We start from the raw sequence: 16,421 nt of genomic DNA on the forward strand, positions 1-16,421 counted from the left end.
TAACACCTATCGCGGCCTCGTCCGCGTCGCGCCCAATGCAGAAGGCGTGCGTAACTTCACCCAGTGCGATTCTTTATTGTTGGGCTCGCTCAGCGGCGCGCACACCGTCCCCTATATCGAAGTCCGCAACCCCAGCGCGCAGATCGAGCATGAGGCGACGACGAGCAAGATTTCCGACGACCAGATGTTCTACGCGATGCAACGCGGCCTGAACGCCGAGGAAGCCGTGGCCCTGATCGTCAACGGCTTTGCCAAGGAAGTGCTGCAGCAATTGCCGATGGAATTTGCGGTCGAGGCGCAGAAGTTGTTGGGGATTTCGCTTGAAGGGTCGGTTGGATGAACGACTGCTTAGACACCGTTCAAGTGCGCGAGGTTTCGCGCGACGACGCTGCAGAACTGACCGAACTGCTCAACGCTATCATTGCGCGAGGTGGCACGACTGCGCTTCAAGAGGCTTTCACGCCGAACGATCTTGCGGAGACTTACCTTGATGGCGCCGCCGTGCACTGCTGTTTTGTAGCGATCGATCCCATCACGGGACGGATCGGAGGCTTTCAGACGTTGGTCCGCGAGCCGAGCCTACCCGACGAGATTGGCGACATCGGAACATTCGCACGCGTTGATGGCAAACAGCGAGGAATTGGATCGGCCTTGTTTAAAGCAACACGCGAACGTGCAAAGTCGTTCGGCCATGTCGCCATCAACGCGACAATTCGGGCCGATAACGTCGGTGGCTTGGCATATTATACCAAGATGGGGTTTTTCGATCACTCGATGACGCCGAACATCGCACTTAATGACGGTACGCCAGTGGACCGCGTTCACAAGCGATACCCCCTAACTACCGAAGTGAAATACTGACAATGCTCCAAATAACTAACCTTCACGCCAATGTTGGCGACAAGCCTATCCTCAAGGGCCTCACGCTCTCACTGGGCGCGGGTGAAATCCATGCGATCATGGGGCCGAATGGCGCTGGGAAATCGACGCTGGGTTATGTGCTTTCGGGGCGGCCCGGTTATGAGGTGACCGAGGGTTCGGTGACCTTTAACGGGCAGGATTTGCTTGGCCTAGAACCGCACGAGCGCGCCGCCGCTGGGCTGTTCTTGGGTTTCCAATATCCGGTCGAAATTCCGGGCGTGTCGAACGTGCAGTTCCTGCGCGAGGCGCTCAATGCGCAGCGCAAGCATCGCGGCGAGGCTCCACTGACCGGCGGCGAATTCCTAAAGGTTGCGCGCGAACAGGCGGGCGCGCTGGGCATGGACATGGATATGCTGAAACGCCCGGTGAATGTCGGCTTTTCCGGCGGCGAGAAGAAGCGCAACGAGATGGTGCAGATGGGCATCATCGACCCCGCGCTCGCGATCCTCGATGAAACCGATTCCGGCCTCGATATCGATGCGCTGCGCGTCGTCGGCGATGGCATCAACCGTATCATGCGTAAGCCCGATAAGGCTGTCTTGCTGATCACGCATTACCAGCGGCTTCTCGATTATGTGAAGCCGGACTTCGTCCATGTCCTCGACGGTGGCCGGATTACGCGGACAGGCGGCGCGGAACTGGCGCTGGAACTAGAGCGCGACGGGTATAAGGAACTGGCCGCATGAGCGCCGCAGGCATCCCCCTCTTTTACTCTGCGGTCTCTGCGTCTCTGCGTGCAAAAAAATTGAGTTCACGCAGAGGCGCAGAGACCGCAGAGGGATCGCCACTGCGATGACTGCTCTCCCAACTCAGCGTGATGAGGCTTGGCGCTATAGCGATATTGATGCGCTGGCGCGCATTTGGCCTTTGCCAGCCGCGGAGCATGTTGTTGTGCCTGCTGGTGGAAGCTTCGCCAGGACTATCGTTCAGGACAGCGGCAGCATCCACCAACTCGACATCGCCATCGGCAAAGGCGCGACCGCTGCGATCCATGTACTCAATATCGGTGGCGATTTTGGGCGCGTGGAGTTGAACGTCACGCTGCACGAGGGTGCCGATTTCAAACTCGGCGCGGTGCAGATTGGCGGCGGGGAACAGACGCTGGAAATCATCACCACCGTCACCCATGCCGAACCCGGCGCGACATCCTCGCAGATCGTGCGCTCGGTCCTCGCCGGGACAGCCACCGGCACATATCTCGGCAAAGTCGCTGTAGCCCGCGATGCACAGCAAACCGACAGCGAGCAATCGGTGAAGGCCATGCTACTCGACCGCAGCGCGACCGCCAATGCGAAGCCCGAACTCGAAATCTATGCCGATGACGTCAAATGCGCGCATGGCTGTGCGATTGGCGAGCTGGACCCGATGGGGCTGTTCTATCTGCAGGCACGCGGAATTGCGCCCGCCGATGCCAAGAAACTGATGTTGCAAGCGTTCGTCGCCGGTGTGTTTGAAGGCGCGGCGGATGAGGAGATGCTCATCGATGCGGCGCTTTCGAAATTGGGGGAATTGGTGTGAACGCGCCTGTCTCCATCAAGACCGATATCAAGGCCCAATTCCCCGGACTTGCCAACAACTGGCATTATCTCGACACCGCAGCGACAGCGCAGAAGCCACAGAGCGTTCTGGACGCGATGATGCGCGCAGGTGGCGTGGATTACGCCACGGTCCATCGCGGCGTTTATGCGCGTTCTGCCAATATGACCGTTGCCTTCGAAGCAGCGCGCGAACGCGTGGCGCGGTTTATTGGTGCCGCCTCGCCGAACGAAATCGTCTTTGTCCGGGGTGCAACCGAAGGCATCAATCTGGTCGCGCAGAGTTGGGGACCGGCAAACCTGAAGGCTGGCGACCGCATCATGCTGTCGCAGTTGGAGCATCACAGCAACATCGTGCCTTGGCAGATGCTGGCCGAAAAGGTCGGCGCGCACATCGATGTGTGCCCCCTGACCGCGGACGGCCTGATCGACCTCGATTGGCTGGAGGCGAACCTGACCGGGCAGCATAAGCTGGTCGCATTGGCGCATGTGTCCAACGTGCTTGGTTCAATCCTTGGCGCGAAACGTGCTGCCAAGGCTGCCCATGCTGTTGGCGCAAAACTGCTGCTCGACGGCTGTCAGGCCGCGCCCCGGATGCGGCTCAACATGGCTGAACTGGGTTGCGATTTTTACGTGCTTTCCGGCCATAAGCTTTACGGGCCAACCGGTGTCGGAGTGCTTTGGGCAGCCGCCGAAACGCTCGATGCGATGCCCCCATGGCAGGGCGGTGGCGCGATGATCGACCGGGTCACATTCGCCAAGACGACCTATGCACCTGCCCCTTCAAGGTTCGAAGCGGGAACGCCGATGATCATCGAAGTCATCGGTTTGCACGCGGCTATCGATTTTGTCGACGCGATCGGGCCTGAGGAAATTTTCGCGCATGAAAGCGAACTTGCCGCGCAAACGCGTGAGGCGTTACGCTCGATCAATTCGATAACCCTGTTCGGCCCCGAAAAATCGGCAGGAATCGTGTCTTTTTCGATGGACGGGGTGCATCCGCACGATATCGGCACCATATTGGATGAAGAAGGCGTGGCAATCCGGGCAGGTCACCATTGTGCGCAGCCGCTGATGGACCATCTTGGGGTCCCGGCAACTGCGCGGGCGAGTTTCGGTATTTATAATGATGAAAACGACGTCGCGGCGCTGGTGCGCGGCCTTGAACGAGTGAAGAGGATTTTCGGATGAGCGACGATGGCATCCGCATTGAAGAAGTCGACAGCGTAGAGAAGCCGCCCAAAGCGCGGATCGAAACGGCGTCGGAAACCTTTGAGCGCAAGAAGGACTATCTGGAAGGTTTCCTTACACAGAAACCCGCCGCACCAGCCGCAGGCGAGCCGGATGGCGACCTGTATGAGGCTGTCATTGCGGCGCTGAAGGAAATTTTCGATCCGGAGATTCCGGTCAATATCTATGACCTCGGGCTGATCTACAATGTGGAAATCAATGACGGTCATGCCGTGGTTTCGATGACCCTAACCACACCGCATTGCCCCGTGGCCGAATCCATGCCCGGTGAAGTCGAGCTTCGTGTCGGGGCAGTGCCCGGGATAGGCGATGCGGAAGTCAATCTGGTTTGGGAGCCGGCATGGACTCCAGCCAATATGACCGATGAAGCCCGTCTGGAGCTTGGAATGCTATGAGCGAGATCAAAACCCGCGCACGGCCAGCCGCCGTAATGCTGACACCCGCATCTGAAGCACGCATCGCCGAGCTGATGGCCAAGGCACCCGCCGACGCGATTGGCGTAAAGCTGTCTACACCGCGGCGCGGCTGTTCCGGCCTTGCCTATTCGGTTGATTATGTCACCGAAGCGGTCGCTTTTGACGAGAAGATCGACACGCCCGGCGGCGTGCTTTACATTGATGGCGGGTCGGTGCTGTATCTGGTCGGTTCAAGTATGGACTGGGTGGAAGACGAATTCGCCGCTGGTTTTGTGTTCAACAATCCCAATGCCACCGGCAGCTGCGGCTGCGGCGAAAGCTTTACTGTCTAAAACCGAACCTTAGAAATCATATTGCAGCCGGAAAGCCACACCTACATCGTCGGACAGATTTTCATAATGCCCCGGCTCCTGCCGCCAAAATATGTTGGACGAAAAATAGCCGCCGGTCATCGGTAAGGTCCAAGCTATTTCACTCGCAATTTCGCGGCCCGATGGTGCCAGACTGAACCGGCGCGTACCAAATGTCGGCGTTAGAGTTGCATAATCATAGGATATAGGCACATTCAAAGCCAATCCGCCGCCCGATACACGCAATGGTTGTGCGACCCGCAACGCCAATCGGTCACCGCTGGCAAAGGCATTGATGCGGGCGATATCAAACGAGAATGCGTTGCTGCTCAATTGGCTTTGTCCCGAGATCGCAGCGCCGCTGTTGGCATAAGTCCACCCTTGCCGCCAACTTGCGCCAAGACTCCAGCCCGTTCCCAAAGCCAGTTCGCCATTACCGTCTAAAAACAGAGTGCGCGCGCCATTCTGGCCGATAAACTGGGCAAAACGCGAACCCAGAATTGTCTCATCCTCCCGCATCCAACTGGTACCGAGCGCAAATTTTGCCGGGCCGACCCGCCTGTCCAACGACAATCCAAGCGTTGCGTAGGGATATTTACGTTGGCCGCTGCGGTCAAATTCACCTCCCGCACGTTCGAACAGACGTGCATCGCCCGTTTCGATGCTGCCAGTCAGGCCGAATGCCCCCATCTGCCGTCGTAGCGCCACAGAACTGCCCGGCTGCCGTTCAAATCCGCCGTCGAGACGGGCCTCGGTCGCGGTCAAAAATGCGCCGCTGTGCATATCCTGTAAGGCTACGACTTGTGCCGAAGCCGCCTGCCTTATGCCCAGACTAAATCGCATATCTTGCGAAATGGCGGCACTTACCCGCCCCGCCAGAACGCGGGCCTGTCTTTGCTGTCCATCCGACAGCGCCAAGGGAAGTATATTCGCCGCTCCGGTTGATCCAGCGCTGATTGAAAAGGCAATCTGGGTTGTTCCAACACCCAGATTCACCGACCGCCCCTGATCAACCAGTGCCGGTGTCAGGCGCAATTTGGGCGTCGCTGCATTCAACCCATGCGCCAGATCTATATCATAGGCCCTGCCATAGCTGTCCAATATAACCGCGTTAATTGGCTGGTTGGAAAGAGCGACGTCACCCATAGCGCCCGATGTCGTACCTCCATTCCCAGCAATGGGCACAACTGTCGTTGTTCCTGCCAATGACGTCGTTCCAACCGGGGCAAAGGCTCGGGCAATATCCAATATACCGCGTCCGTAGATTGCATCGGTACCCTGTGCCCCTGCATCGCGCGCACTCGTCAGCAAAAGATTGACGATCTGCGTGCCCGTCAGATTTGGAAATGCTTGTGCGAGCAATGCGGCGGCACCGGCAATTTGCGGCGCGGAAAATGACGTACCATTGAAAACACGCACCAGAGTCTGGCCATTCTGCTGAATACGATTGATGGTATCATTTACATATTCGCAACAGATTCCCTCCCCCAGCGCCGATAAGCTTGTGTTTTGCGACACTCCCGCCTTGTTGCTGAAATCCGAAATCACGTTTTGATCGTCGACTGACGTCGAAATAATGACCAGCCCATTTCCGCTCGCAACCAAGGCTTGTGCAAACGGACTCGGGCTATTCGGATCAAATTCAGGCGCGGTGCTATTGCCTTCGTTCCCGGCGGAAACCACGATGACTATACCGGCAAGGGTAGCGCGATTTATTGCGCTTCGGAGGGCCGCATTGGCTCCACCTGCCCCGCCCAATGATATGTTGATGACACGTGCGCCAATATCGGTTGCGCGATTGATACCGGCTGCGATTGAAGAATCAAAGAAGGAGCAACCGGCTTCGTCATCTCCTGTCGCGGGGGCTGTGCAACTGCCGGCTTGATCCGCGCGCAGCGACAATATGGTTGCGTTAAATGCAATGCCGTGTGTGTCGCGGTCATCTTTTGCAGCGGCAATTACACGCGATACTTCGGTGCCATGTCCGTCTTCATCTCCCAAGGCGCGTCCAGCGCCCGTCACATCGCCTGATTGTGCGTGAATTCGTCCGGCAAATTCGTGGCTGTTGGGATCAATGCCTGAATCGATAACGCCAACCGTGATGCCTGCGCCCGATGCGCCCGACTGATAGGCAGTGACGGCATTGTGGAATCCTGGCCCATCCGACCGGTTATATTCCATCGTGGCAAAATTGGTGGTCGGGGGAGGCGGGGGTGGAGGGGGGGGGTGGGGGTGGCGGAGGTGGAGGTGGAGGAGGCGCAACAATTGTGGGGGCGGGCGGAGGTGGAGGTGTCGAACTCACGCCGCCCCCACTTGCACCGCCGCCACCGCAAGCCGACAATGTAAGGGCAAATACAATCGAAGAGCCGATTACAATCCTATTGTTTTTATGAGCTTGTTGCATCGCCGGGTCAGCCTTTTTTCAGAGTGGAATTAGATAGGACGGCATCACTTTCAAAAAACTTAAGAACATTTATATCCAAAGCTATTAACCCTACTAAATTGCTCCCGACCCTAAGAATTGTTGAGATATGTCAAATAGAAGTTTAGGCAAATTTCGATGCAACAAGCTTTCCGCCATATCGACACCTGGATTTTCGATCTTGATCTGACTCTCTATCCTCCTGAAGCAAATATAATGGCACAGGTACGCGAAAGAATTGCGCTTTTCGTGCAGGATTTTTTTAAGATCGGCTCACAAGAAGCACATCTGATCCGGTACCAATATTGGCAGAAGTACGGGACGACCTTGGGCGGCTTAATGCGCGAGCATCAAGTGGATCCGCATGGCTATCTTGATTTTGTTCATGACGTCGATTTGTCGTTGCTGTCGCCCGCGCCCGTATTGCGCGCGCAAATCGAAGCATTGCCCGGCAGGAAACTGATTTTCACAAACGCCGACGCACCTTATGCCCATCGTGTTTTGATGGCACGCGGGCTGGACAATCTTTTCGAGGATATTTTCGATATTCACCGAATGGATCATCTACCAAAACCAAATCCGGACAGCTACGCCGCATTATGCGCGGAACTTGAAATCAACGCGAAAACGTCGCTTTTCGTCGAAGATTCTGCCCATAATCTGGTCCCTGCCAAAGCAATGGGAATGAAAACTATTTGGGTGAAACACGCCGGAGAAGCTGATAGCAGCGGCAGTGTGGGCCATATCGACCATGAAATTGCCGATGTCGCCGAATGGCTATCGTCAATTCAAAGCATTGAAAGAGCGTTATGACAGAGCAGCTTTCCGTAATAATCGACAATGCCTGGGATGATCGGGAGCAGATCAGTGTGGCGACACAAGGCGAAGTGCGTGATGCCGTTAACACTGCATTGGCTGGGCTGGATGACGGCCGTTTTCGCGTGGCGGAGAAGCGCGAAGGGCAGTGGCTTGTCAATCAATGGCTTAAAAAGGCAGTATTGCTGTCGTTCCGCTTGAACGACAATGCGGTGGTCGACGGAGGTGCCTCGGGCGCTCCTGCTTATGACAAGGTTCCATCAAAATTTGCCGGCTGGGGTGCGAACCGGTTCAAAGATGCAGGCTTTCGTGTCGTTCCGGGCGCCGTAGCGCGGCATGGAAGCTTTATCGCCAAAAATGTCGTTCTTATGCCGAGTTTTGTCAACATCGGTGCCCGGGTCGACGAAGGGACGATGGTTGACACCTGGGCAACGGTGGGCAGTTGTGCGCAAATCGGAAAGAATGTGCATCTGTCGGGCGGCGTCGGGATAGGCGGCGTACTTGAACCATTACAGGCAGGCCCGGTCATCATTGAAGACAACTGCTTCATCGGCGCACGCTCTGAAGTCGTCGAAGGTGTAATTGTCGAAGAAGGCGCTGTCTTGTCCATGGGCGTGTTCATCAGCTCGACAAGCAAGATTGTTGATCGCACGACAGGCGAAGTCTTTGTGGGACGGGTTCCGGCCTATTCGGTGGTCGTTCCGGGTTCATTGCCCGGCAAACCCTTGCCCGACGGCAGCCCCGGGCCCAGCCTTTCGTGCGCGGTTATTGTTAAGCGCGTGGACGCCCAAACCCGCGCAAAAACCGCAATAAACGATCTGTTGAGGGATTAGATCGCTCAGTCGAGTAGCATCGATAAAATTCGCTCTTGCAAATCAGAGCGAATCGCTCCATTAAAAAAGGGCGGACCGGGCCCCTCTGGCGCTCGCTTCTTTTTGAAGCAACGTGATGTCGGCCGCATCGGATGTTTCCGGTGCACTGGCTTGGTGGTTCCCTCCCCCAAACCCGAAACGCTACCTCTCCGGTGACCGGAGCATCCGATTGAACCCAAATTTGTTCAAAGAGGATGTAGCTATGACACTTACGTCATTTCGATTGATGCAATTTCACCAAAAACTGGACCATCAGCTGCGTGCCGAACTCAAGATGCGCTGGCCTGACCTGTTCCGGATCCAGAAGCTGAAACGGCTAAAATTGGTCGTCAAGGATCGTCTGCAGGCGAGCGCGGAAAAGCGTTTGCACAATAAGCGACCCCACCTTTAATAATATGGAGAAACAAGCCCTCTCCCGACACCATATGGCCTGTCCATATGGTGTCTTTTGGGCTGGTAACAGGGAATAGAATATGGAATTTTTACTAATGGACTGGCTGGGCACACCAGTGTGGTTCTGGATGGCTTTTCTTGGCCTGGTCGTGGCGCTGACCGCATTTGATCTTGGCATTTTGCACAAGGAAGACCGCGAGATGGGGATTGGCGAGAGCCTGAAACTGTCGGCCTTTTATATCAGCATCGCTTTGGCATTCGGCGTCTGGGTCTATTTCCAGAAAACTGCCACGTTCGGCGCCGAAATTGGTGCCGACCTGACAATGAAATATTATACCGGATTTTTCATCGAAAAAGCATTATCGATCGACAATATATTCGTCATCGGCCTAATATTCACAACCTTTTCGATACCGCCAAAATATCAATATCGCGCTTTATTATGGGGCATAATTGGCGTTATTGTTCTACGTGGCGTGATGATTGCTCTGGGCGCTGCCTTGGTTGAGCAATTCTATTGGGTGCTGTACATCTTTGCACTGTTCCTGATCGCAACCGGCGTAAAAATGCTGTTCGCCAGCGACAAGCCGATGGACGTCGCAAACAACCCCGCCGTTCGGTTTATTTCGCGCATGATGCGGGTAACGCCTGAATTGCATGCGCAGAAATTCTTCGTTCGCGTTCCCGACACAAAGACCGGAAAGCTGGCTTTGGCTGCCACGCCACTATTCCTGGCTTTGGTGGTTATCAATGTCGTGGACCTTGTGTTCGCGGTCGATTCAGTCCCGGCTATCTTTGCGATCACAACCGATACGTTCATCGTGTACACGTCAAACATCATGGCGGTATTGGGTCTGCGCGCCTTGTATTTCGCGCTCGCCGCAATGGTCCATCGCTTCCATTATCTGAAATATGCGTTGGCGCTTGTGCTGGTGTTCATCGGTTCCAAAATCTTTGTCTCCGACTTTCTGCTGAGCGGCGACAAATTTCCGCCGGTAGTAAGCCTGGCCGTAACATTCGGCCTCATTCTTGGAGGGATTTTCTACTCCCTCTGGAAAACAAGGGGCGAGGAAGAGGCGGCACTCAGTTAACGCCTATCCTTTGTCGGTGCGTTAAAGTCGGGCGGCTTGTTGGCAATCCATGCCACAAACCGCCCGATTTCTTCATGGGCCAAAAGCGCAGTGACATTGGAAAAGCGCTTTTCCAAATCACTGTTGCTAAAGTTCGCGTGGATTGTCCTGTGGCAAATCGGATGTACAGGTTCGCGCGACTTGCCGCCCCGGCTTTTGGGCACAGGATGATGCCATTCGGTTATCTCGCCCATTTCACGGCCGCAAAGCCAGCAAGTGACGGCTGGTTCGGCTGATGCGGACTCTTCATCGTCCAAGTAATCGCGCGATTTGCGAGCCACCCTATTTAACGCCTATCGCCAGACATCAACTTTTTGTCGTGCCGAGAAGATCAAGCACAGCCGCAGTCATTGCTTCAATTCCCAGCCGGACTGAAGGTTCGGGATCAATCTTGAACAATGGAGAATGATGCCCCGCGACGGGCTTGCCACCATTTTTTGCTGTTTCAATCCACTCCGGTGCAGTGCCCCCAACGCCAAAATAATATCCTGGTATGCTGAACTTGGGATCGACAAAGAAAGCAAAATCCTCTGCCCCCATAGTGGTCTGACGGAATGGAACGACAACGTCCGGACCCAGCGCCTTTGCAATGGCACCATTCAACCGACGCGCCAGCGCCGCATCATTGACGGTGACTGGTGTCGATTCAATGACTTTGACGATGGGCAGCTTGTCCTCTGGCAACCCATGCGCGCGGCCAATACCTACCGCAACGCGTTCGATGGAGGCGATTAGCTTGTCGCGCACGTCCTGACTGTTCGCACGAACGGTGACTTGCAGATCAGCAAATTCGGAAATAATGTTATGCTTGGTTCCTGCGTGAAAAGCTCCGACCGTAATCACCCCGGGTTCCAGCGGTCCTTTTTCCCGGCTGATTATCGACTGAAGTCCAACTACAATTTGCGAAGCAATATAAACCGGATCTCTACCAAGTTGGGGTGCTGCGCCATGCGTAGCTATACCGGGGACTCGGATATCGACGCTGTCGGCGGATGAATACTGAATGCCTTCCGATGCGGAAATCTTTCCGGTTTCCAATTCCGCCGCGACATGGAAAGCCAAGGCATAATCCGGTTTGGGGAAACGCGTATACAGACCGTCTTTAATCATCGCATCTGCGCCGCCGACACGTTCTTCAGCGGGCTGTACGATGAATACAACGGTCCCTTTCCATCGATCCTTCATAGCCGCCAATTGTCGCGCCGTTCCGACGAGCGACGTAATGTGCACATCGTGCCCGCACGCGTGCATGACGGGCATTTCAAGACCATCCACGCCAACCTGTCGAACGGTTGAAGCATTGGCAAGACCGGACCGTTCCTGAACCGGAAGCCCGTCCATGTCCGCACGCACCAGGACAACTGGTCCATCCCCATTTTTCAATACGCCAACGACGCCTGTCTGGGCGACTTTTTCGGTAACGACCATACCGGGAACGGCGCGCAATTCCTGCGCCATCCGTGCGGCGGTCTTAAACTCGCGGAACGACAGTTCGGGGTTGCGATGGAAATGATCCCACAAAGCGGCCAGCGATTTGTCATAATCGGCCTTTATGTCAGCCGAATAGTCAGGCTTGGCCATCACCGATCCTGATAGCATTGCGCCGCCTAATAAAGCCAAAATCAATTTCTTTTGCATCATCCTGCCCCTTGTTCCTTTGCGCGCACATCAATGTCTATGCCGCCTCCAGATTGCCTGCAATGTATCATGGGCAACTATCGAAGCAATGGCCAACAGGTGCGAATTCATCGATCATATTTACATATTGAAAAAAACCGCGCCCGCTTTTGCGATTGACCCAGAACCCCGCGCGCAGGCTGTATGCCTCACCGACATGGCCAATCCATTGACCGCCATTTCCATCATCAAGCAAGTGGACGCCCAAACCATAAGCTTTGAAATATCCATGGTCATCCTGGCCATTGCTTCCGTCGAAAGTCCATGACGCCCCGACCATTTCTTCGAACGACCTTTTCGACAATAGAGGCTGGCCTCCTTTCAATAACAGCTGCCCAATTTTTGCAAGATCGCGTGCTGAAATTCGCAAACCTCCCTGCGGACTGAATGTCGATCCGTTAAGACGAAGCCGATAGAGCGCGTCGATATTGCAATTCCCATCGGTTGCAGGAGCAACATTGCAAATGACTTTCTTGCTAAACGCCGGATCAGCGGCCAGATCTCCATTTGGTCGAAGTAGCGTTACGGCCTTTGCTCGCCGTTTTGCGCTACAGCCTGCGCCCCAGTTAAAACATGCATCAAGCTTCAACGGTGCCAATACCAGACCCGCCATCAAACGATCAAAGCGTTCACCGGTGGCGCCCTCCATTATTGCGGCAATTAATGGCGAATTGATATTCGCGTAATTAAAGTAATCCCCGGGAGGATATCGTAAATCCCACGCTTTATTTGCAGCCAAAACTTGTTGCAGGTTACCATCAAGGGGAATGATGTAATCGACCATATCGCGCAGGCCCGACCGATGCGACAATATCTGACGCAGCGTAATAGGCGCATCGGGAAAAGCAGGGTTGCGTGCTGACCAACCGAGATAAGCGTTCACATCCCGGTCCAAATCAAGCTTTCCCTGGTCTACCAAGCGCATCACACCCAAAGCCACCACTAGCTTTGAAATGGATGCAACACGAACAGGGTCGCCAATCGTTACGAGCCGATCTTTTACACCGGCATTGCCTTGAACAAAACGCGTCGAAATTGTCGAAGAAGTGAAGTCTACCATAACTTTTGCGGGACGAATTTCATTTTTCGAACCCTGTTTGCCGAAGGCTTGCTCCGGCGAGCCCGTCAATCCAAGAAAGAGTCCCACCAACGTTGCGACACCGAAATGACGGAACCGGCCTGTCATGTTTTGGGGCAGGCTCCGATATATTTACCTATTGCGTTGCCTTTCATTTTTACCTTGCCAAACATTGGCAAACGGACATCCACTGCGCTTTCATAATTAAATGCAGTTTCGCCCATTACGCCGGCCAGTTCCATATCGATACTGCCCATGCCTTCCATGCCACAGCTCAGTTTTAGCCGGACATTCTGTCCGGAAACATCAAAAGCCTTATACAGGCATTTTTCAGCACCATCGCCGCCGAAGAAATCCGCTCCCGGTTTCTTTGCCTCTGCCTCCGATAGGCAACTACGGCTGGACGCGCTTTTGGCAATCTCATCCATTATCTGCTGCTTTTCCGACTTGCCCAATGTTGGTACATTGATGTCCGAAAAGACAAATTTGGTTTCCCAAAGCCCTGCCTTCATCGGAATAAAGGCATCGTAATCCATTTCGGCGGCACGCTCTTTACTATCAACGATCCCGTTACCATCCTTGTCTGCGCCATTGTCTGAACAAGACACTAGAGATATAATAGCGATCAGCGCCCCTGTTGCGACCCAGAGGCGGTTCATGCCGGACAATCCCCGACGCGTTTGCCTTCTATCTTTCCAGTCATCTTCACCGCACCCATCGGCGTACCTTCGGTGCTTTGATCAATATTCATCGTATAGGTTTCGGCTGCAAATTTTCCATCCATCTTGCTCTTGATCGTCATATTACCCGCAGGCTTACACGTCATCGCAACCTTCATGCTGTTGCCTGACCGGCTCAATTCTTCAAATGTACAATTGGCTTCCGCAGGTGCGCCAAAGAAATCGCCGCCAGGCTTGTCGACCTGTTCTTGCGTAAGGCAGCTTTTCTGGGTCATGCCTTTGCCCATTTGCTCTTTCATTTTACCTTGCAGTTCGGCGGGGATTCCCGGCGCGTCAATCTTGTTGAAGCTGATTTTCACTTCCCACTCGCCCGGTTTCATGGCCATCGAGCCGCCATCCGACATCTCCGCCTTAGCCTCGGCATCGGAAATCTTGCCATCGCCGTCGGCATCCGCACCTTTTTCCGAACATGCCGAAATAGCAAGCACGGCTGCACCTAAGATCAGAAATTTACGCATGGGTTTTCCCTCCCGCTTATGTTTGATTTCCGCTTTGTGTCCCTGCGCCGTCCAAAAGGCAACAGGGATAAAAAGATCCACAATGCAAAAGTGATGCCTTGCCGTAAAATTTAGTCACGATGCCGGGCGCTTCTCTCTTGCCCCTTTTATCCAAAAAGTACATAACGCGAACATGGCTGAACTGATTATCCGCCGTGGGCTGGAAGAACCGGATACGGTCGGCAATTTCATCCCACACAAACCCGAACGCCCACCCAAGATGGAAGGCGGGAAGCCTTTTCGTATTGTTTCTGATTATGAACCGGCGGGGGATCAGCCCACCGCCATTCGCGAACTTGCGGAAACCGCATTGGCGGGCGAAAAAAATCAGGTTCTGCTCGGTGTAACAGGCTCCGGTAAAACCTTTACGATGGCCAAGGTCATCGAAAAATTGCAAAGACCCGCACTCATTCTGGCGCCTAACAAGATTTTGGCGGCGCAGCTTTACGGCGAATTCAAAAGCTTTTTCCCCGACAATGCAGTCGAATTTTTTGTCAGCTATTATGACTATTACCAACCCGAAGCCTATGTCCCGCGCAGTGATACCTATATCGAGAAAGAGTCCTCGGTAAACGAAGCCATTGACCGGATGCGGCATTCGGCCACCCGATCCCTTTTGGAACGCGACGACGTGCTGATCGTGGCATCTGTGTCGTGCATATACGGCATCGGTTCGCTGGAAACCTATTCGGCGATGATCTTCGACCTGAAAAAGGGCGATAATGTCGACCAGCGCGAATTGATTCGCAAGCTGGTCGCCTTACAGTACAAACGCAACGACACAGCCTTCACGCGCGGTAACTTCCGGGTACGCGGCGACAATCTGGAAATCTTCCCCAGCCATTATGAAGATATGGCGTGGCGCATCAGTTTCTTTGGCGACGAAATTGAGGAAATTGCCGAGTTCGACCCGCTGACCGGGACAACGGGCGTCAAGCTGAACAGCGTCCGCGTTTATGCCAACAGCCATTATGTCACGCCGGGTCCGACGATGAAGCAGGCGAGCGAGGCGATCAAATTCGAATTGTCGGAACGGCTGAAGGAACTGGTGTCCGAAGGCAAATTGCTGGAGGCGCAACGGCTGGAACAGCGGACACAATTTGATCTGGAAATGATTGCGGCCACCGGGTCGTGCGCCGGGATCGAAAATTATTCCCGCTTTCTGACCGGCCGCCTGCCCGGCGAACCACCACCGACGTTATTCGAATATCTCCCCGACAATGCACTGCTGTTCGTCGATGAAAGCCACCAGACCGTTCCGCAAATCGGCGCGATGGCCAAGGGTGACCACCGGCGCAAACTGACCTTGGCCGAATATGGTTTCCGCCTGCCCAGTTGCATCGACAACCGTCCGCTGCGCTTCAACGAATGGGATGTCATGCGGCCACAGACGGTGTGCGTATCAGCCACGCCGGGCGGATGGGAGATGGAGCAATCCGGCGGTGTCTTTGCCGAACAGGTGATCCGGCCCACTGGCCTGATCGACCCGCCGGTCGAGATAAAGCCGGTCGAGGACCAGGTGCAGGATTGCATCAACGAATGCCGCAAAACTGCCGAGGCTGGATACCGGACACTTGTGACGACTTTGACCAAGCGCATGTCCGAAGACCTGACCGAGTTCATGCACGAGGCTGGGCTGAAGGTGCGCTATATGCACTCCGATGTCGAAACACTGGAACGTATCGAGCTCATCCGCGATTTGCGGCGGGGGGTCTATGACGTTCTGGTGGGTATCAACCTGTTACGCGAAGGCCTCGATATTCCGGAATGCGGGTTGGTCGCGATATTGGATGCCGACAAGGAAGGTTTTCTACGCAGCGAAACCAGTCTGATCCAGACCATTGGCCGCGCGGCGCGTAACGTCGACGGGCGCGTCATTCTCTACGCCGACCGTATGACGGGCAGCATGGAACGCGCTATCCGCGAAACCGACCGGCGCCGGGAAAAGCAACACGAGTATAATGTGAAGCATGGCATTACTCCGGCCACGATCAAACGCGATATCCACAATATCGTTGCCGACACCGCCAGCCGGGATTCGGTTTTGGTCGAAATCGATGCCGAAGGGTCTAACAACCTCGTCGGCCACAATCTGCGCGCCTATATCGAAGACCTCGAAAAGAAAATGCGCGCGGCCGCGGCGGATCTGGAATTCGAAGAAGCCGGACGCCTGCGCGACGAAATCCGCTCGCTGGAGGCGACGGAACTTGGGTTGCCGCATGAGCAACATGTGGCAGCACCTGTGGGAAGGGCGCAAGAAGGCAAGCCGGGAACGCGCAAGATGCGCTATGGCAAAACGCAGCGGAAGTTCGGGCGGTAGACT

General features: G+C 54.9%; 18 protein-coding genes. 12 read left to right on the forward strand and 6 right to left on the reverse strand.

Features of this window, described 5'->3' with window-relative positions; translation table 11 throughout:
* The 7 genes from ACEW72_RS02525 to ACEW72_RS02555 all read left to right on the forward strand — a co-directional run.
* Positions 1-340, forward strand: a 340-nt coding sequence (locus ACEW72_RS02525; protein ID WP_373474809.1) for a SufD family Fe-S cluster assembly protein, incomplete at its 5' end; no start/stop codon positions are given.
* Positions 337-861, forward strand: a complete 525-nt coding sequence (locus ACEW72_RS02530) for an N-acetyltransferase family protein (RefSeq protein ID WP_373474810.1) — start codon at positions 337-339, stop codon at positions 859-861. The genes ACEW72_RS02525 and ACEW72_RS02530, both read left to right, overlap by 4 nt.
* 2 nt (positions 862-863) lie before the next feature.
* Positions 864-1,607 (forward strand): Fe-S cluster assembly ATPase SufC, encoded by a 744-nt coding sequence (gene sufC / locus ACEW72_RS02535; protein ID WP_373474811.1) that lies wholly within the window; start codon positions 864-866, stop codon positions 1,605-1,607.
* A 106-nt stretch (positions 1,608-1,713) separates the two neighbouring features.
* Complete coding sequence (locus ACEW72_RS02540) at positions 1,714-2,439, forward strand: SufD family Fe-S cluster assembly protein (RefSeq protein WP_373474812.1); 726 nt, start codon at positions 1,714-1,716, stop codon at positions 2,437-2,439.
* Complete coding sequence (locus ACEW72_RS02545; protein WP_373474813.1) at positions 2,436-3,647, forward strand: cysteine desulfurase; 1,212 nt, start codon at positions 2,436-2,438, stop codon at positions 3,645-3,647. The genes ACEW72_RS02540 and ACEW72_RS02545 overlap by 4 nt, the downstream gene beginning before the upstream one ends.
* Complete coding sequence (locus tag ACEW72_RS02550; protein ID WP_373474814.1) at positions 3,644-4,102, forward strand: DUF59 domain-containing protein; 459 nt, start codon at positions 3,644-3,646, stop codon at positions 4,100-4,102. The genes ACEW72_RS02545 and ACEW72_RS02550 overlap by 4 nt, the downstream gene beginning before the upstream one ends.
* Complete coding sequence (locus ACEW72_RS02555; protein WP_373474815.1) at positions 4,099-4,455, forward strand: HesB/IscA family protein; 357 nt, start codon at positions 4,099-4,101, stop codon at positions 4,453-4,455. Before ACEW72_RS02550 ends, ACEW72_RS02555 begins: the two co-directional genes overlap by 4 nt.
* A gap of 9 nt (positions 4,456-4,464) precedes the next feature.
* Here ACEW72_RS02555 and ACEW72_RS02560 read toward each other — a convergent pair whose 3' ends face one another.
* Complete coding sequence (locus ACEW72_RS02560; protein WP_373474816.1) at positions 4,465-6,654, reverse strand: S8 family peptidase; 2,190 nt, start codon at positions 6,652-6,654, stop codon at positions 4,465-4,467.
* 379 nt (positions 6,655-7,033) lie between these two features.
* On the opposite strand from ACEW72_RS02560, the gene ACEW72_RS02565 reads away from it, so the two are divergent.
* The 4 genes from ACEW72_RS02565 to ACEW72_RS02580 all read left to right on the forward strand — a co-directional run bounded on the left by ACEW72_RS02565 (position 7,034) and on the right by ACEW72_RS02580 (position 10,067).
* The gene (locus ACEW72_RS02565; RefSeq protein WP_373474817.1) at positions 7,034-7,708 is read left to right on the forward strand and encodes a pyrimidine 5'-nucleotidase; all 675 of its coding nucleotides are present in this window, start codon (positions 7,034-7,036) and stop codon (positions 7,706-7,708) included.
* Entirely contained in the window at positions 7,705-8,544 is an 840-nt protein-coding gene (dapD, locus tag ACEW72_RS02570; protein WP_373474818.1) for a 2,3,4,5-tetrahydropyridine-2,6-dicarboxylate N-succinyltransferase, read from the forward strand. Before ACEW72_RS02565 ends, dapD begins: the two co-directional genes overlap by 4 nt.
* A 241-nt stretch (positions 8,545-8,785) precedes the next feature.
* Positions 8,786-8,974: a DUF465 domain-containing protein gene (locus tag ACEW72_RS02575; RefSeq protein WP_373474819.1), complete on the forward strand. Its 189-nt coding sequence runs from the start codon at positions 8,786-8,788 to the stop codon at positions 8,972-8,974.
* Between the two features lie 82 nt (positions 8,975-9,056).
* Positions 9,057-10,067, forward strand: coding sequence for a TerC family protein (locus ACEW72_RS02580; RefSeq protein WP_373474820.1), 1,011 nt, complete (start codon positions 9,057-9,059; stop codon positions 10,065-10,067).
* On the opposite strand, the gene ACEW72_RS02585 is transcribed toward ACEW72_RS02580, so the two are convergent.
* The 5 genes from ACEW72_RS02585 to ACEW72_RS02605 all read right to left on the reverse strand — a co-directional run bounded on the left by ACEW72_RS02585 (position 10,064) and on the right by ACEW72_RS02605 (position 14,059).
* The gene (locus tag ACEW72_RS02585; protein ID WP_373474821.1) at positions 10,064-10,363 is read right to left on the reverse strand and encodes an HNH endonuclease; all 300 of its coding nucleotides are present in this window, start codon (positions 10,361-10,363) and stop codon (positions 10,064-10,066) included. The two genes, ACEW72_RS02580 and ACEW72_RS02585, sit on opposite strands and share 4 nt — an antisense overlap.
* A 49-nt stretch (positions 10,364-10,412) precedes the next feature.
* Positions 10,413-11,747, reverse strand: a complete 1,335-nt coding sequence (locus ACEW72_RS02590) for a M20 family metallopeptidase (protein WP_373474822.1) — start codon at positions 11,745-11,747, stop codon at positions 10,413-10,415.
* Between the two features lie 64 nt (positions 11,748-11,811).
* Entirely contained in the window at positions 11,812-12,969 is a 1,158-nt protein-coding gene (locus ACEW72_RS02595; RefSeq protein WP_373474823.1) for a serine hydrolase domain-containing protein, read from the reverse strand.
* Positions 12,966-13,520, reverse strand: coding sequence for a DUF3617 domain-containing protein (locus ACEW72_RS02600; RefSeq protein ID WP_373474824.1), 555 nt, complete (start codon positions 13,518-13,520; stop codon positions 12,966-12,968). The genes ACEW72_RS02595 and ACEW72_RS02600 overlap by 4 nt, the downstream gene beginning before the upstream one ends.
* A complete protein-coding gene (locus ACEW72_RS02605) occupies positions 13,517-14,059 on the reverse strand; it encodes a DUF3617 domain-containing protein (protein ID WP_373474825.1) in 543 nt (180 codons plus the stop codon). The genes ACEW72_RS02600 and ACEW72_RS02605 overlap by 4 nt, the downstream gene beginning before the upstream one ends.
* A 172-nt stretch (positions 14,060-14,231) precedes the next feature.
* On the opposite strand from ACEW72_RS02605, the gene uvrB reads away from it, so the two are divergent.
* Positions 14,232-16,418, forward strand: a complete 2,187-nt coding sequence (gene uvrB / locus ACEW72_RS02610; protein WP_373474826.1) for an excinuclease ABC subunit UvrB — start codon at positions 14,232-14,234, stop codon at positions 16,416-16,418.
* Positions 16,419-16,421 lie beyond the last annotated feature (3 nt).

Source organism: Sphingorhabdus sp. (assembly GCF_041737645.1).
Lineage (GTDB): Bacteria > Pseudomonadota > Alphaproteobacteria > Sphingomonadales > Sphingomonadaceae > Sphingorhabdus_B.

What these genes read in the sequence shown, in the direction of transcription:
- ACEW72_RS02530 (WP_373474810.1), top strand. Translation starts at nt 337, where the DNA reads ATGAACGACTGCTTAGACACCGTTCAAGTGCGCGAGGTTTCGCGCGAC.
- sufC (WP_373474811.1), top strand. Translation starts at nt 864, where the DNA reads ATGCTCCAAATAACTAACCTTCACGCCAATGTTGGCGACAAGCCTATC.
- ACEW72_RS02540 (WP_373474812.1), top strand. Translation starts at nt 1,714, where the DNA reads ATGACTGCTCTCCCAACTCAGCGTGATGAGGCTTGGCGCTATAGCGAT.
- ACEW72_RS02550 (WP_373474814.1), top strand. Translation starts at nt 3,644, where the DNA reads ATGAGCGACGATGGCATCCGCATTGAAGAAGTCGACAGCGTAGAGAAG.
- ACEW72_RS02555 (WP_373474815.1), top strand. Translation starts at nt 4,099, where the DNA reads ATGAGCGAGATCAAAACCCGCGCACGGCCAGCCGCCGTAATGCTGACA.
- ACEW72_RS02560 (WP_373474816.1), bottom strand. Translation starts at nt 6,654, where the DNA reads ATGGAATATAACCGGTCGGATGGGCCAGGATTCCACAATGCCGTCACT.
- ACEW72_RS02565 (WP_373474817.1), top strand. Translation starts at nt 7,034, where the DNA reads ATGCAACAAGCTTTCCGCCATATCGACACCTGGATTTTCGATCTTGAT.
- dapD (WP_373474818.1), top strand. Translation starts at nt 7,705, where the DNA reads ATGACAGAGCAGCTTTCCGTAATAATCGACAATGCCTGGGATGATCGG.
- ACEW72_RS02575 (WP_373474819.1), top strand. Translation starts at nt 8,786, where the DNA reads ATGACACTTACGTCATTTCGATTGATGCAATTTCACCAAAAACTGGAC.
- ACEW72_RS02580 (WP_373474820.1), top strand. Translation starts at nt 9,057, where the DNA reads ATGGAATTTTTACTAATGGACTGGCTGGGCACACCAGTGTGGTTCTGG.
- ACEW72_RS02590 (WP_373474822.1), bottom strand. Translation starts at nt 11,747, where the DNA reads ATGATGCAAAAGAAATTGATTTTGGCTTTATTAGGCGGCGCAATGCTA.
- ACEW72_RS02595 (WP_373474823.1), bottom strand. Translation starts at nt 12,969, where the DNA reads ATGACAGGCCGGTTCCGTCATTTCGGTGTCGCAACGTTGGTGGGACTC.
- ACEW72_RS02600 (WP_373474824.1), bottom strand. Translation starts at nt 13,520, where the DNA reads ATGAACCGCCTCTGGGTCGCAACAGGGGCGCTGATCGCTATTATATCT.
- ACEW72_RS02605 (WP_373474825.1), bottom strand. Translation starts at nt 14,059, where the DNA reads ATGCGTAAATTTCTGATCTTAGGTGCAGCCGTGCTTGCTATTTCGGCA.
- uvrB (WP_373474826.1), top strand. Translation starts at nt 14,232, where the DNA reads ATGGCTGAACTGATTATCCGCCGTGGGCTGGAAGAACCGGATACGGTC.